Below are 14,946 nucleotides of genomic sequence, written 5' to 3'. Positions count from 1 at the left end.
GAGTTTGGTCGGCGTCAGCGGGCTGGTGGCCGCGCAGCGGCAAATCCAGCCCCGCCGGCGTTTGAGGCGCGGGGGTTCGGGGGCGGAGCCCCCGACGGGTCCGGGGCGGAGCCCCGGTTCTGGGCAGCGCCGCACGAGGTGGTCCGGGCCGGAGGCCACCCGGCCTCATGGGTGAACCACGTACGCGCCCGGGGCGGAGAATCGTTTCGGCACGGCTCCGCGCTCCTACGCTGCCCGCGGATGCCGGGCGGATCCGGCGTCCGCGGACCCGAGGAACGGACTTCCCCCATGCGTCTTCGCACCACCGCCGCCGTGCTCGTCGGAGCCGTCGCGCTCGTCCTGCCCACCGCCGGGCCCTCGCTGGCCGACGGTCACGACGACTGGAACCTGGGCGTGCTGCACTACCGGTTCCTCGACGAGGCGGGCGAAGTGCGCAACGGGCAGATCCGGCCCCAGGAGAACGACACCTGCTACGTGCTGACGCACACCTCTCGGGACGAGCCCGCCATCGAGGTCAAGAACGACACCGAGTCGCTGGCCGTGCTCTTCGGCAACCGCGGCTGCAACGGCGAGGCGGAGACCGTGCTGGAGCCGGGCGAGCGGGCGCGGAACGTGGAGGTCGTCTCCGTCTTCTTCAAGCCGGTCGGGCAGGGCGGCGACGGACGCCACGACTGGAACGGCGGCGGCGGCAACGGGGGCGGTGACGGCGGCTGGAACGGCGGCAACGGGGGCGGTGACGGCGGCTGGAACGGCGGCAACGGCGGCGGCAACTGGAACGGCGGCGGTGACGAGGGCTTCTTCGACCGCGTCTTCGGTGCCATCGGCTGACCCGGCCGGCGGGGACGGCTCGCGCGTGTACGCGTGCTCGGTCAGGTTCGTCCCGGAGTGCCGACCCCGGTCGACAGCCACTCCACCACCTCCGCCGCCGTGTACGGCTCGGCGCCCGGGGAGAGCCTCGGCAGGAACGACAGGTCCTTGCCGATCGTCACCAGCGGCGGCTCCACCCGGCCGCCGGGCCGCCGTTGTGCCAGTCCGATGGTGGCCAGCAGGCCGTTGCACAGGCACCGGCGGCCCTTGGTGTCGGCCGCGTCCCCGCCCTTGCGGACGTACGCGGCCACCGGCTCGGCCGCACACCGGTGGACCAGCCCGCGCGGGCCGCGTACCGGCGTGCGCAGGAAGCCCAGGTCGCACACCCGGCGGCGGGCCGCGGCCACTTCGGGCTCGGAGATCGTGCCCGGCAGCTCCGCCACCTTGAACGGGAACGAGGTCGGCGAGGCGTCGGGGTCGTTGCGGACGGTGAGGGTCCCCGCGTGGGCCCGGCCGCGCAGCTCCTCGCGCAGGTGGGGGGCCATCCCCGACTCCTCGCACAGCGCGAAGGCGCTGCCGACCTGCACCCCGGCCGCCCCCGCGGCCCGGGCGGCGGCCACCGCCTCCGGGCCGGCCTGGCCGCCGGCCAGCCAGAACGGCAGCCCGAGCGCCGCCATCCTTGCGAGGTCGGGATCGTCGCGCGGCCCGTACACCGGCTCGCCGTCCTCGTCGAGCTTCATGGGCCCGCGCGGCGGGGCGCTGTGCCCGCCCGCCAGGCTGGTCTCGATCACGAAGCCGTCGGGGCGGGTCGCCTCGTCGCGGGCGAGGTAGGCGGCCAGCACCGGCAACGACACGATGGCCAGCACGTCGGGCCGGCGCAGCGGGCCGGGCGCATGCCCGGCGAGCAGGGCGGCCGGGTCGAAGAGTTGGTCCAGCGGCTCCTCGTCGCCTGCCACCGCGATCTTGGTCACGCAGGGTTCGCAGCGCGCCAGTCGCGAGGCGAGGGCAGGGATCTGAGCGGGGACTCCCGCGCCCACGAGCACGTAGTCGACGCCTGCCAGGATCGCGCCGAACATCGCGGGGGCCGTGGCCGGCTGGATCCTCTCCAGGTAGTTGATGCCGACGATGCCATCGTGTCCCTCCTTCGCGAGCCAGACCTCGGCGAAGTTGCCGAGGACGGTGAGGATTTCGGCCGGGGCCCCGCCCGTGGCGCGCAGCCGCGGGGTGGGCCGCATCGGGGCGTCCTCGCCCGTGCCGTCCTCGCGGAAGTAGCGGTCGAGCGCGGTCCGGGCGAGCTCGGGGAGCGGGAAGGCGGCCAGAGCGCGCCGGGCGTGCCCGCCCGGGTCGCCGGTCTGCAGGACGCGGGCCAGTACGACGTCCAGCGCGGTCCCGGAGACCACGCCGAGCTGTCCCTCGCGGGAGACGGCCTTGGCCAGCCGCCAGCCGGAGACCCCGACGCCCATGCCGCCCTGGATCAGCCAGGGCCGCGGTGCGGCGGTTCCGTTCGGGGGGATCTGCGGCATGGGGGCACGTCCGTCGCTCGGTGGGTCACCCGAACCTACGGTTGCGTAGGTTCGCTCGTTCCCAGTGTCCCCGTACGGGTGTGCGCCGGCCCGTGGCGAAGGTCCCCGGACCGGGGGGCGGTGGTCCCGAGCGGCCACGGCCGGGCGGACCGCGCCCCGGATCGGCAGGCCGGCATGGGACAGGGCCGCCCGGGGAGGTCTTCTCCCGGGCGGCCCCGTGTCTGACGGTTCAGCAGGTGCTCATCGGGCCCCGGTGGGGGTCAGAAGGTGAGCTTCCAGCTGTCGATCTTGCCGGTGTCGATGTTCGCGTTGTCGTTGACACGCAGCTTCCACACGCCCTGGGCGACCTCGGAGGAGGCGTTGACCGTGTAGGACTTGATGATGTTGTCCGTGCTGCTGCCGGTGCGGTTGTGCAGGTTGTAGATGCTGCCGTCCGGGGCGATGAGGTCCACCTTCAGGTCACCGATGTAGGTGTGGAGGATGTTCACATCCACCTTGAGGGTGCTCGGCGCGTTGCCGGTGCGGTTCACGGTGATCGGCGACTCGACGGTCGAGTTGTCGTTGATCGCGTAGTCCGTGGTGTTCTCGAAGACGGTCTGCTGCTGGGTGCCGACCGTCCAGGTGAACGCCGCCGTGCCGGTCTGGTTCGCGGAGTCCGTCACCGTCACGGTCACGTTGGACGTGCCCGCGGTGTTTGCGGTACCGGTGATCAGGCCGGTCGAGGAGTTGATCGACAGCCCGGCCGGGAGACCGGTCGCCGCGTAGCTCAGCGCACCCGCGTTGGTGCTGGTGGCCTGGATCTGGAGGCTGACGGCGCTGCCCGTGACGGTGTTCTGGTTGCCCGGGTTGGTGACCGAGACGCCGTTCACGATGCGCGGGCCGACGTTGATGGCCGCCCACGCGTTGGCCGCGTTGTTGTAGGTCGCCGAGCCGGCGCCGTACAGGTCGGCCGCCGCCTGCAGGGTGGCCACACGGGCGGCCGCGTAGTCGGTGGTCGACCGGAACAGGCCGGTGGTCAGCGCGCGGAACCAGATCTTCGAGGCGGCGTCGCGCCCGATCGCGGTGACCGGGAGGCCGTCGGAGGTCGGCGAGTCGTAGCTCACGCCATTGACGACCTTGGCGCCCGAGCCCTCGGAGGCCAGGTAGTACCAGTGGTTGGCCGGACCCGAGGAGTAGTGGACGTCGATGGAGCCGATGCCCGAGTACCACGCGTCCTTGGAGCTGCCGTCCTTGCTCGGCTTGTCCATGTAGCGCAGGGGGGTGCCGTTGCCGCGGATGTCGATCTTCTCGCCGACCAGGTAGTCGCCGACGTCCTGCGGGTTGTTGGCGTAGAACTCGACGGCCGCGGCCATGATGTCGGAGGTCGCCTCGTTCAGACCACCGGGCTCACCGGAGTAGTTCATGTTGCCGGTGACCGAGGTCAGGCCGTGGGTCATCTCGTGCGCGGCGACGTCGGTGGACGTGAGTGGCTTGACGTTGCCGTCACCGTCTCCGTACGTCATGCAGAAGCACTGGTCGCTCCAGAACGCGTTCACGTAGTTGTTGCCGTAGTGGACCCGGCTGTACGGGGCGACTCCGTCGTTGCGCAGGCCGTTGCGGCCGTGCACGTTCTTGTAGTAGTCCCACGTGACCGCGGCGCCGTAGTGCGCGTCGGCGCCGGCCGTCTCCAGGTTGGCCGGCAGTCCGTTGCCCCAGATGTCGTCCGGGCCGGAGAAGAGCGTTCCGGTGCCGGAGGTGCCCCGGTTGAGGTTGTACGTCTTGTGGCCGCCGCGCGCGGCGTCGGTCAGGTTCCAGGTGCTGCCCGACTGCGTGGTGCCGAGGGTCACCTGACCGCTGTACATGGTGTTGCCGGTGCCGGTCTCGATGGCCTGCCATTCGGTGATCTTGGCGCCGGTCTTGGCGTCGGTGATCACGTGGAGCTCGTTCGGCGTGCCGTCGTGCTGGAGGCCGCCGACGACGGTCTCGAACGCGAGGACCGGAGTGCCCTTGGCCGCCCAGATCACCTTGCGGGCGCTCTTGGTGGCCTTGAGTTCCTTGGAGCCCTCGGCGCCGGCGGCGGAGACGGCCTGGCTCTCGGCGGCCGCCGGGGTGACCGTGGCGTTGGTGTCCGCGACCTTGATCTCGTGGTTGGTCGCCTTGGTCACGCTCTTGGTGACGCCGTTCTTCGCGTGGACGGTGAGGTCACCGCCGAGCACCGGGAGTCCGTTGTAGGTGCGCTCGTACATGGTGTGCGTGGTGCCGTCCGCGTCCTGGACCACTTCACGGACGACGAGCTGCTCGCCACTGCCGAGACCGAGCGCCTTGGCGGCCTGTGCGGTGGTCGAGTTGGCCTCGGCGAGGAGCGTCGCACGCTCCGAAGCGCTGAGTGTGCGGTTGGCCGCGCCCGGGTTGGACTTGGCGGCCGCGGGTGCCTTCGACGCGGTGGCGTCGGCGGTTGCGGTTGTGGCCTGTATGCCGACGGCGAGCAGGGCTGCCGCGGCTACGAGCGCGCCGACCGCAGTGGCACGCCTTTGGGGGGTGGGACTCAACGCAGACTCCTTCTGCAAGGGGGGTTCCGGATGGCTGGGTGGGCCTCCGGGCAGATCAGGGCTGGTGCGATGAACGGTCGAAGAGTGCCACCCACAGGAGATAATGTCAGGACCGCGTCAAATGATTGGCCAAAAACGGTTCGTTGTTCGAAGAGACAGGTCCGGTATCCGGACTGTTCACATTCGCGTGCTCGTCGCGGGGGCCGGCATTCGGAACAGCCGGTACCGGTCGCTAACACTTGGGCAACGAGAGGCTTCGTTGCCCCAAACGGCATTTACCGTACTGGCGTTTGTCGTACTGTTTCTCGGTGCGACAGATGTCCGTTGCCCGGGGAAGCCGTGGACAGTCGCCGCTGTCGATAGACCACGTGCCAGGGGGGCCCATGAGGCATGTCCATATTCCTGCGCAAAGAGTGGCCAGGGCGGCCCGTGACACCCTGGCGCCCGCGCGGCGCCTCGGTGACAAGGCGCGTTGGTACCTTCCCGCCGCACTCGTCGCCGACTTCCTCGGAGCCGCCGTACCCGTGGGCCTCGTCTTCCAGGCCGCCCAGCAGGTACGACCCCTCTACTGCGCCCTCGCCGCCGCGGTCGCGTGGACCGGCGTGCAGGCGCTGCGCCGGCGCTACGCGACCCGGGTCCTCGGGGAGTCCCGCGGAGTGCTGCCCGTCGTACACGACTGGCTGATTCTGATCGGCGTCCTGGCCGTGGCCCGCGTGGTGACCGAGGAGGACACGCCCCGACTGTCGGCGCTGGGCGCTCTGCTGCCCGCCCTCCTGATCACCGTCGCCTGCCACAAACTGACCTACCGTCACCTCTCCGCCGCCCGGCGCGAGGCCCAGGCCGTCAGTCGGGTCCTGGTCGTCGGCGAGCCCGACGCCGCCGAGGACGTGATCGCGCACCTCGCCTCGCGCACCGACCACCCGTACGTGGTCGTCGGCGTGGTCCCGGTCGGCGACGGCCCGCTCGGCAGCGGGGTGCCGGTGGCGACCCGGCTCGGCGCCGACATGCCCAAGACCCCGAACGGCGACTCCGCCGCCGTGCTCGATGCCGTCCGCGGCCTGCACGCCGACCTGGTCCTGGTGGCCCCCGGCGCACGGATCGCGGGGGAGCGGCTGCGCCGCGTCGCCTGGGCCCTGCACGACGCCGGACTGGAACTCGCCGTCTTCCCGGGGCTCGTGGAGATCTCCGTCAAGCGACTGGAGACCCTGTCCGCGGGCGGGCTCGCCATGCTGCGGGTCGCGCCGCCGGTCAGCCGGGGCGTGCAGCCCCTTCTCAAGTCCGCCCTGGACCGCGCGGGAGCCGCCGTCGGGCTGGTACTGCTCGCGCCGCTCTTCCTCGCGATCGTCCTCGCGATCCGCTTCGGCTCGCGCGGCCCGGCCTTCTACCGGCAGGGGCGCATCGGCCGCGACGGGGCCCCGTTCACGATGTGGAAGTTCCGCACGATGGTCATGGACGCCGACGCGCGGAAGGCCGAGCTGTCCGGGGCCAACGAGAACGACGGCCTGATGTTCAAGATGCGCCGCGACCCCCGGGTGACCCGGGTGGGCCGGCTGCTGCGCCGCACCTCGATGGACGAACTGCCGCAGCTGATCAACGTGCTCACCGGCCACATGTCGCTGGTCGGCCCGCGCCCGCCGCTGCCCGAGGAGGTGGCGCAGTACGACGAGGTCGAGCTGCGCCGGCTCACCGTGCGGCCCGGGATGACCGGGCTGTGGCAGATCAGCGGTCGGTCCGACCTGTCGTGGGACGAAACGATCCAGCTCGACCTGCAGTACGTCGACAACTGGTCGTTCACCAGTGACGTCGACGTCATGGGCCGTACGCTCCGCGCCGTCGTCGACGGTCGCGGAGCGTACTGAAGGGCTCCGGGTGGGATCAGCCGTTCTGCCCGCTGCCCTCGCGCCACCACCGGTAGGTGGAGGCGATGCCGTCGCGCAGCGGGATGCCGGGCTTCCAGCCGAGGGAGGTCAGGCGGCCGACGTCCAGCAGCTTGCGGGGGGTCCCGTCAGGCTTGGAGGTGTCCCAGGCGAGCCGGCCGCGGAAGCCGGTCACCTCGGCGACGGTCTCCGCCAGTTCCCTGATGGTCAGGTCCTCGCCGCAGCCGATGTTGACGGGCTCGTCGCCGTCGTACGAGTTCAACAGCACGGCGCACGCCGCGGCGAGGTCGTCCACGTGCAGGAACTCCCGGCGCGGGGTGCCCGATCCCCACAGGGTGACCTCCTCGCGGCCCTCCGCGGCGGCCTCGTGGAACCGCCGGATCAGGGCGGGCAGGACGTGCGAGGACTCCAGGTCGAAGTTGTCGCCCGGACCGTAGAGGTTCGTCGGCATGGCGGAGATGTACGAGGCCCCGTACTGCTTGCGGTACGACTGGACCTGGACGATGCCGGCGATCTTCGCGAGGGCGTAGGCCTCGTTGGTCGGCTCCAGGGGGCCGGTCAGCAGGGCGTCCTCGTGGATCGGCTGCGGGGCCAACTTGGGGTAGATGCAGGACGATCCGAGGAACAGCAGCCGGCCGACGCCGGCGGCGTGCGCGCCGGCGATCACGCTGAGTTGGATCTGGAGGTTCTCCTCCAGGAACTGCACCGGGTAGGTGCTGTTGGCCATGATCCCGCCGACCTTGGCCGCGGCCAGCACGACGGCGTCCGGGCGGACGTCCCTCAGGTACGCCCCGGTCGCGGCGGCGTCCCGCAGGTCCAGCTCGGCGCGGCCGCGGGTGAGCACCTCGTGGCCGTCGGCGGTCAGCCGCCGGGCGACCGCGGAGCCCACGAGGCCGCGGTGACCCGCGACGAAGACGCGGGCGTTCGGGGGCAGGAGAGGCGTACTTGTCATACCGCCGATGATGCCAGTCCGCTCCCGCGGGGGCGGCAGCGGTCCGGGCCCGGCCTGACGCCCGGCGGCGGCCGGACGGGGCAAATTCAGCCCCACCGGCGTTTGAGGCGCGGAGCCCCAGGCTTGCGGCCGCACTTGGGCACTCAGGCGGGCAAAATCCAGCCCGACCGGCGTTTGAGGCGCGGGGTGTGGGGCGGAGCCCCGCACGGCGAAGCCGCCAAGGGCCGGTTCCGGCGGGGCAGGCGCCGCAAGGGCGGTTGGGCCCGGCGTGTACGGTACGCATCCAGTCCCCGGGGCCTCAACCGACCGGGTACGGCTTCGGGCGGGCAGGGGAAGCACGCTCAGCATTACGAACACAACGCACCCCAGGGGGACCACATGGCCAAGACCGCACTGATCACCGGCGTCACCGGACAGGACGGCTCGTACCTCTCCGAGCTGCTGCTCTCCAAGGGCTACACGGTGCACGGGCTCGTGCGGCGGTCCTCCAGCTTCAACACCGAGCGGATCGACCACATCTACCAGGACCCCCAGACCGCCAACCGGTCCTTCGTGCTGCACCACGCCGATCTGTCGGATGGTGTGGCCCTGGTGAACCTGCTCCGCGAGATACGGCCCGACGAGGTCTACAACCTCGGTGCGCAGTCGCATGTCCGGGTGTCCTTCGACGCCCCGCTCTACACCGGCGACGTGACCGGTCTCGGCGCGCTGCGCCTGCTGGAGGCCATCCGGGCCAGCGGTGTCGACACCCGCATCTACCAGGCCTCGTCCTCCGAGATGTTCGGCGCCACCCCGCCCCCGCAGAACGAGGGGACCCCGTTCCACCCGCGCAGCCCGTACGGCGCCGCGAAGGTGTTCGCGTACTGGACCACGGTGAACTACCGCGAGGCGTACGACATGTTCGCCGTCAACGGGATCCTCTTCAACCACGAGTCCCCGCGCCGCGGCGAGACCTTCGTGACCCGCAAGATCACCCGCGCCGTGGCCCGGATCAAGGCCGGCCTCCAGGAGAAGCTCTACCTCGGCAACCTCGACGCCGTCCGCGACTGGGGCTACGCCCCCGAGTACGTGGACGCCATGTGGCGGATGCTCCAGCAGGACGAGCCCACCGACTACGTGGTCGCCACGGGTGTGGCCGCGACCGTCCGCGAGTTCGTCGAGGCCTCCTTCGCCCACGCCGGTCTCGACTGGAACGAGCACGTGCGCTACGACCCCAAGTACGAGCGCCCCAGCGAGGTCGACGCGCTCATCGGAGACGCCTCCAAGGCCCAGGAGCTGCTCGGCTGGAAGCCGTCGGTCCTTGTCGCCGAACTGGCCCGCATCATGGTCGACGCCGACATCCGCCAGGTCGAGGACCAACTGGCGGGCGCTACCGTCCGCATCGACCGCTGAAGCCTTATATTTCGCCTACGATTTGCCGTGTCCCGGTCACTCCGTCAGGTACGACCGGGGCAAACCTGCCGTATGTCCGCAGTGCACCCTCCATGCGGAACCTGTTGATTCCAACTTGGTATGCAATGGGTCAAGCAAGGTGACCGGGCCGTTCCACGAGCCCTAGTCTGCGCCTGTACATATGGCTGTTCGGATAGTTCCAGCCATCAAAACCGGGCTGTTGCCCTGGGGGGCTCATGCGTAGATCCAGAGGGCTGACTGCTGCCCTCGTCCTGTCACTGGCCGGTGCCGGCACCGGTATAGGCCTGGTGTTGATGCCCGAGGCGTCCGCCATCACGCCGCCGGTGGCCTTCACCGCCGACGAACTGCCCACCTGGCAGCCGAACGGCATCGTCTGGGCGATGGCCCAGGCGAACGGGACCGTCTTCGCCGGCGGCACCTTCTCCGCCGTGCGCCCGCCCGAGGGCACCGCCGGCGCCGAGCAGGAGGCCGTCAACTTCGTCGCCCTCGACGCCGCGACGGGCAACCCCACCTCCTGCAAGCTGGCCTTCACCATCGGCGACGGCACCGCGACCGTACGGACGCTGGTCGTCTCGAAGGACCAGAAGACCCTCTACGCGGGCGGCTCCTTCGGCGCCGTCAACGGCACCCCGGTCTCCAGCGTCGCCGCGATCGACATCGCCAGCTGCACCCCCAAGGCCTCGTTCCACCCGAGCTTCCCCGCCACCGTGCGCGCGCTCGCCGTCACCGACGACACCCTGTACGCGGGTGGCGACTTCAACTCCGTCGAGGGCCAGACCCGCGAGCGGTTCGCCGCGATCGACGCCAACTCCGGAGCGGTCAAGCCGTTCGTCGCCAACGTCGACGAGCCGGGCCGCGCGGTCGAGGTCACCCCCGACGGCAAGAACGTGCTGCTCGGCGGAGACTTCTTCACGGTCAACGGCAAGACCAGCCACGCCCTGGCCGTGGTCGACGCCGGCACCGGCGCGGTCACCAAGACCTACACCAACATCCCGTCGAACTCGGTCGTCAAGGACATCTCCACCGACGACACCGGCTTCTACACGGGCAACGAGGGCTCCGGCGGCGGTGTCTTCGACGGCCGCATCGGCCTGCGCCTGAGCGACTTCTCCGAGAAGTGGCGCGACCGCTGCCTCGGCGCGACCCAGTTCGTCCTGCCGTACCAGGGAGTGCTCTACAGCTCCTCGCACGCGCACGACTGCTCCACCGAGCTGGAGTTCCCCGACGGCAAGCGGAACTTCCTGCTGGCCCAGCCGACCAACCACGAAGGCGTCGCCCCCGCGCCCGTGGACGGCTTCGTCCGCGGCCCCGGCAAGCTCGGCTGGCACCCCACCGCCAACGACGGCATCGGCGAGGGCATCGGCCCGCGCGTCATGGCCGTGGCGGAGAAGGGCGACGTCAAGTACATGTGGGTCGGTGGTGAGTTCACCCTCATCAACGGCAAGGCCCAGCAGGGCCTGACCCGCTTCGCCTCCACCGGCGACCGCGGCGCCCCCACCACCCCGGTGGTCAGCGCCGGCAGTGTCAAGCCCGGCGAGGCCCAGGTCCGCTGGCGCACGAGCTACGACTCGGACGACAGCAAGCTGACGTACCGCATCTACCGCAACGGCTCGGCCACCCCGATCGCCACCGTCACCGCGAACTCCCTGGAGTGGGAGCGCCCCCAGGCCTCCTGGAACGACGCCACGGTCAAGGCCGGCCAGACGTACACCTACCGTGTGACCGCGACCGACGGCGCGGGCAACACCAGCGCCCTGTCGGCCACCGCCTCGGTGACGGTCCCGACCGCGGTCCACGCGTACCCGAACCAGGTCCGCGCGGACGGCGCCCAGCTGTACTGGCGCTACGACGACGGGGTCAGCCCGTACGTCGCAGACTCCTCCAACGGCGGCAACACCAGCGGCCTCCAGGTCAACACCCCGGCCCTGCGCCAGTCGCCCGGCGCCGTCTCCGGCACCAGCACCGCGATGGGCTTCAACGGCACGAGCCAGCAGGTCTACAGCGACCACCGCCAGACCGTGGGCAGCGCGTTCACCGTCGAGACCTGGTTCAAGACGAACACCATCCGCGGCGGCAAGCTGATCGGCTTCGGCAACAACACCACCCGCAACAGCGGTTCGTACGACAAGCAGATCTACATGACCAACACCGGTCGTCTGGTCTTCGGCGTCTACAACGGCGGGGCCAAGACCATCTCCACCGGTCTGCTGGACACGTACAACGACAACAAGTGGCACCACGTGGTCGGCACCCAGGGCCCCGGCGGCATGGCCCTGTACGTCGACGGCCAGAGCAAGGGCACGCTGAACGTCACCACCTCGCAGGCCTACGCGGGCTACTGGCACGTCGGCGGCGACAACCTGTCCGGCTGGCCGACCCGCCCGACGAGCAACTTCTTCGCCGGGCAGCTCGACGAGACGGCCGTCTACCCTTCGGCGCTCACCCAGGCCCAGGTCAAGAGCCACTTCGACCTGGCCGGCGCCCCCATCGACACGGTCTCCACGGTCAAGGCGGCCGAGGACACCTACATCAACCAGGGCGCCCCGGGCACCGCCTACGGCACGTCCACCTCGCTCGCGGTGCGCGGCACCTCGGCGTACGAGACGTACCTGCGCTTCAGCCTCCCGGCCGCCCCGGCCGGTCAGGTCCTGAAGTCGGCCTCGCTCCAGTTCAAGACCACGACGCAGACGGGCGCCGGCACCGCCGACAAGGTGTCCGTGGTCCCGGTCACCGGTACCTGGAGCGGCGCGGGCACCACCTTCAACACCAAGCCCACGCTCGGCACCACCCCGCTCGGCAGCGTCGCGAGCGTGCCGGACGGCTCCGCGGTCCAGAACGTCACGCTGGACACCACCGCGCTCTCCGCGGTGCTGGGCAGCAGCTACAGCCTGGCGCTGACGAGTGCGGGCACCGACCCGCTGTGGCTCTGGTCCTCGGAGTCCACCGCGGCGGAGGGCGCCCCGCAGCTGGTGCTCACCTTCGGCGCGAAGTAGCCGTAGGAGCGGGGCCCGGCCACACCGGCCGGGCCCCGCACCCCTGTCCCAACCAGCACGTAAGTACGGGAGCCACCCGATGTACCGACGCTCCGCAGCGGCTGCTGTTCTGCTGGCCGCCGCCCTGACGCTGACCGCCTGCAGTTCGGACGGGGGCAAGGCCGACTCCGGCGCGGAGGCCAAGGCACAACCCCCGGCCTCCTCGCCGGTCCCCGACCCGGCGGACGCCCCCGCGCCGTCGACCGACCCGAACGCGAAGCCGACCGGCCCCGTCCTGCCCGACGCGAAGCTCACCCCGAAGACGGGCAGCTTCACCGCGCAGGAGAAGCAGTACCTGAGCGGGCGCGTCCCGGAGAAGACGGACCCGGCGGCCGTCCTGCAGAGCGGCCAGGAGGCCTGCCAGCGGGTGGCGCGCACGGCGAAGCACGACAAGGACGCGGCGACCGGCTCGATCATCGCCGGGGAGATCGCGGGCGCGAAGGACGCCATCAACCTCCTGTGCCCGGAGCAGAAGCCGATCCTCGCGGCGGCCGAGAAGGGCTTCCCCGACGGCACCCGTACCTCGCCCGCGGCGGGCACGTACCGGGCACTGACCCAGGCCACGACCTGCAAGTGGGAGGCGAAGGGCAAGGACGGCTCGGTCCTCGCCGCCAGCCCCGAGACCGCGCCGAACCCGGGCGACAAGATCACGGCTACGATCCCGGCCGGCACCGCCGAGTTCAACTCGGTGGGCTGCTACGCCTGGATCCCCGCGTAAGGGTCGCCACCGCCGTACGAGAACGCCCCCTGGGACCGGACTGCCGGGCCCCGGGGGCGTTTTCGTACGCCGGTGCGGGGTAGCCGCGTGCAAGTACGCGACCGCGACACCGGCATTCGGAGGCGAGTCCCATGAGTGGCCTGGGCGGCTGCATCGGCTTGATCGTGGTGGGGGCCATCCTCACCTTCGCCAGCGACTGGGAAATGCGCAGCGTCGACCTCGACCTGGTCGGCCTCATCATGATGGCGGCGGGAGCCATCGGCCTCGCCGTGTACTCCAGCGTCCTCAAACGCCGCCGCGCGGCGGGAGCGATCCCGGTGGTGGAGGAACACCGCCGGGATGACCTCTAGTGCGGTGGACCCTTCCGGTCGCAGCACTAGGCTCTGGTGCTCCGGCGGGCGGCCTCGTACACCGGGAGCAGGGCGTCCAGGACCGCGTCCATCGAGAAGGACTCCGAGGCCAGTTCGCGCGCGGCGCGCGAGGCCGCCGCGTTCGCCGCCGGGTCCAGCAGGGACAGCACCGCCGACGCGACACCCTCCGGGCCCGGGTCGACCACCCGGCCCGCGCCCGCCCCCGCAATGTCCTTGGCCAGCCCGTTGGAGTGCGTCACCACCGACGGCACGCCCACCGAGAGCGCCTCGAGTACCGACATCGGGAACGGCTCGTCCACCGAGGGGAGTACGTAGACGTGGGCGCGCCGCAGCTCCGCCAGTACGGCCTCGCCGGACAAGGCCCCCGGGACCGTGAAGCGGTCCGACAGGCCGAGGGCGTCGATGCGCGCGCGTACGGCAGCCAGCTCGCCCTCGTCCGGGCCCGCGACCACGAAGTGCGCGTCCGGGTGCACGGCCAGCACCGCCGGCGCCGCGTCCACGAAGTCCACCGGCCGCTTGCGGGCCTGCAGGCGTGCCGAGTACAGGATCCGCGGCGGGCCGCTCAGCGGGGGCCGTTCCTCCTGCGCCGGCGTCCCGTTCACCAGCCGTACGGCCCGCGCCAACGGCGTGCCCACCACCGCGTCCAGGCCCTCCCGTTCGTACGGGGTCAGGTACAACACGGCGTCCGCGCCGCGCAGCAGCCGGCGTACCGCCACCGCGTCCAGCACCTTCGCCAGCAGCTTCTCGCTCGGGTCGACCATCCCGTGGGTCTGCAGCACCAGCGGCTTGCCGGCCCGCAGCGCCGCCAGCGCCACCGGCAGGGTCACCAGGTCGCGCGCCAGGTGGACGTGGACCACGTCGGCCTCCCGCACCAGGCGCCCGGCCGAGGCCAGCAGCGCGGGCGAGGTCATTCCGCTGAAGCCGAGGGGGAGCAGCCGGCGGGCCGGAAACAGCCTGGCGGGCACTCCTTCGACGGAGGTGGGCCACGGTTCGCCGAAGCCCTCGCCGAGCGCCAGCAGCCGGGCCTCGTGTCCGCGCGCCCGCAGCCCCTTGGTCAGGTTCAGCGCGACCCGGACCGGCCCGCCGAAGGCGTGCGAGGGGGAGTGCAGGGTGACGGCGTGCAGGACTCTCGAACCCGTACTCACTTCGGCTCCTCGACCGGGCGGCGCCGCCCGTCCTGGGTCTGCAGGGTCAGCTCCGGCAGGTCCTTGTGCACGACGGAGCCCGCGCCCGCGACCGCGCAGCGGCCCACGGTCACTCCGGCCAGCACGGTCGCCCGCACCGCGACCCACGCGCCGTCCTCGACGGTGATCGGCGCGTTGCGGTAGCGGAAGTCCGCGGCCCGGTGGTCGTGCGAGCCGGTGCACAGCAGGGCCTCCTGCGAGAGGCACACGTTCGCGCCGATCGTCACCGGCTCCAGGTTCAGCAGCCAGGCACCCTCGCCGATCCAGGTGTGGTCCCCCACGGTGAGCTTCCACGGCCACAACACCCGCACCCGGTGCCGGATCAGCACGCCCTCGCCGATCCGCGCCCCGAAGGCCCGCAGCAGCGCGACCCGCAGTCGCGCCGGGCAGAACCAGCTCATGAACAGCGTGTTCATCACGGCGAACCAGAGCGCCTGCGTCAGCAGCCCGCGACCCTTGTCGTATCCGGCCAGCGTGAAGGCAGGAAGGTCCCGCACTCAAAGCCCCGATCGTCCGCCCCCGGACCCCGTCCGCGGGGACC

11 protein-coding genes are annotated in these 14,946 nt (G+C 71.4%); 6 read left to right on the top strand and 5 right to left on the bottom strand.

Translation table 11 applies throughout. From position 1 onward, the window contains the following. Positions 1–288: 288 nt before the first annotated feature. Positions 289–828 carry a hypothetical protein gene (locus ACFV9H_RS18045; RefSeq protein ID WP_385398955.1) on the top strand — a complete coding sequence of 180 codons (540 nt, stop codon included), beginning with the start codon at positions 289–291 and terminating at the stop codon, positions 826–828. 41 nt (positions 829–869) lie between these two features. On the opposite strand, the gene ACFV9H_RS18040 is transcribed toward ACFV9H_RS18045, so the two are convergent. Together ACFV9H_RS18040 and ACFV9H_RS18035 are read right to left on the bottom strand one after the other, a co-directional pair. Further along, a complete protein-coding gene (locus ACFV9H_RS18040; protein WP_385398953.1) occupies positions 870–2,330 on the bottom strand; it encodes a nitronate monooxygenase in 1,461 nt (486 codons plus the stop codon). Positions 2,331–2,590: 260 nt separating this feature from the next. Beyond that, the gene (locus ACFV9H_RS18035; protein WP_385398950.1) at positions 2,591–4,858 is read right to left on the bottom strand and encodes a M4 family metallopeptidase; all 2,268 of its coding nucleotides are present in this window, start codon (positions 4,856–4,858) and stop codon (positions 2,591–2,593) included. Between the two features lie 383 nt (positions 4,859–5,241). Here ACFV9H_RS18035 and ACFV9H_RS18030 point away from each other — a divergent pair, with 383 nt between their 5' ends. After that, complete coding sequence (locus tag ACFV9H_RS18030) at positions 5,242–6,717, top strand: sugar transferase (protein ID WP_385398948.1); 1,476 nt, start codon at positions 5,242–5,244, stop codon at positions 6,715–6,717. A gap of 16 nt (positions 6,718–6,733) precedes the next feature. Here the strand turns inward: ACFV9H_RS18030 and ACFV9H_RS18025 are convergent, their stop codons facing one another. Next, complete coding sequence (locus ACFV9H_RS18025) at positions 6,734–7,687, bottom strand: GDP-L-fucose synthase family protein (protein ID WP_385398945.1); 954 nt, start codon at positions 7,685–7,687, stop codon at positions 6,734–6,736. A 378-nt stretch (positions 7,688–8,065) separates the two neighbouring features. Here ACFV9H_RS18025 and gmd point away from each other — a divergent pair, with 378 nt between their 5' ends. From gmd to ACFV9H_RS18005, 4 genes are all read left to right on the top strand, one after another. After that, a complete protein-coding gene (gene gmd, locus ACFV9H_RS18020; RefSeq protein ID WP_385398942.1) occupies positions 8,066–9,079 on the top strand; it encodes a GDP-mannose 4,6-dehydratase in 1,014 nt (337 codons plus the stop codon). A gap of 236 nt (positions 9,080–9,315) precedes the next feature. Next, the gene (locus ACFV9H_RS18015; protein ID WP_385398940.1) at positions 9,316–12,093 is read left to right on the top strand and encodes a LamG-like jellyroll fold domain-containing protein; all 2,778 of its coding nucleotides are present in this window, start codon (positions 9,316–9,318) and stop codon (positions 12,091–12,093) included. 79 nt (positions 12,094–12,172) lie between these two features. After that, positions 12,173–12,850, top strand: coding sequence for a hypothetical protein (locus tag ACFV9H_RS18010; protein ID WP_385398938.1), 678 nt, complete (start codon positions 12,173–12,175; stop codon positions 12,848–12,850). 131 nt (positions 12,851–12,981) lie between these two features. After that, positions 12,982–13,200 carry a DUF6458 family protein gene (locus tag ACFV9H_RS18005; RefSeq protein ID WP_385398935.1) on the top strand — a complete coding sequence of 73 codons (219 nt, stop codon included), beginning with the start codon at positions 12,982–12,984 and terminating at the stop codon, positions 13,198–13,200. 26 nt (positions 13,201–13,226) lie between these two features. Here the strand turns inward: ACFV9H_RS18005 and ACFV9H_RS18000 are convergent, their stop codons facing one another. Beyond that, positions 13,227–14,366, bottom strand: a complete 1,140-nt coding sequence (locus ACFV9H_RS18000; protein WP_385398933.1) for a glycosyltransferase — start codon at positions 14,364–14,366, stop codon at positions 13,227–13,229. Beyond that, a complete protein-coding gene (locus ACFV9H_RS17995; protein ID WP_385398931.1) occupies positions 14,363–14,902 on the bottom strand; it encodes a WcaF family extracellular polysaccharide biosynthesis acetyltransferase in 540 nt (179 codons plus the stop codon). Before ACFV9H_RS17995 ends, ACFV9H_RS18000 begins: the two co-directional genes overlap by 4 nt. Between the last annotated feature and the right edge of the window lie 44 nt (positions 14,903–14,946).

The sequence above is a fragment of the Streptomyces sp. NPDC059874 genome, assembly GCF_042731135.1.
Classification (GTDB): domain Bacteria; phylum Actinomycetota; class Actinomycetes; order Streptomycetales; family Streptomycetaceae; genus Streptomyces.
Note: the sequence above shows the minus strand (reverse complement) of the source record. Positions and strands in the feature narration are given on the sequence as shown.

Bases quoted from the DNA above. Each gene is read 5' to 3' on its own strand.
- ACFV9H_RS18045 (WP_385398955.1), top strand. From the start codon at position 289: ATGCGTCTTCGCACCACCGCCGCCGTGCTCGTCGGAGCCGTCGCGCTC.
- ACFV9H_RS18040 (WP_385398953.1), bottom strand. From the start codon at position 2,330: ATGCCGCAGATCCCCCCGAACGGAACCGCCGCACCGCGGCCCTGGCTG.
- ACFV9H_RS18030 (WP_385398948.1), top strand. From the start codon at position 5,242: ATGAGGCATGTCCATATTCCTGCGCAAAGAGTGGCCAGGGCGGCCCGT.
- ACFV9H_RS18025 (WP_385398945.1), bottom strand. From the start codon at position 7,687: ATGACAAGTACGCCTCTCCTGCCCCCGAACGCCCGCGTCTTCGTCGCG.
- gmd (WP_385398942.1), top strand. From the start codon at position 8,066: ATGGCCAAGACCGCACTGATCACCGGCGTCACCGGACAGGACGGCTCG.
- ACFV9H_RS18015 (WP_385398940.1), top strand. From the start codon at position 9,316: ATGCGTAGATCCAGAGGGCTGACTGCTGCCCTCGTCCTGTCACTGGCC.
- ACFV9H_RS18010 (WP_385398938.1), top strand. From the start codon at position 12,173: ATGTACCGACGCTCCGCAGCGGCTGCTGTTCTGCTGGCCGCCGCCCTG.
- ACFV9H_RS18005 (WP_385398935.1), top strand. From the start codon at position 12,982: ATGAGTGGCCTGGGCGGCTGCATCGGCTTGATCGTGGTGGGGGCCATC.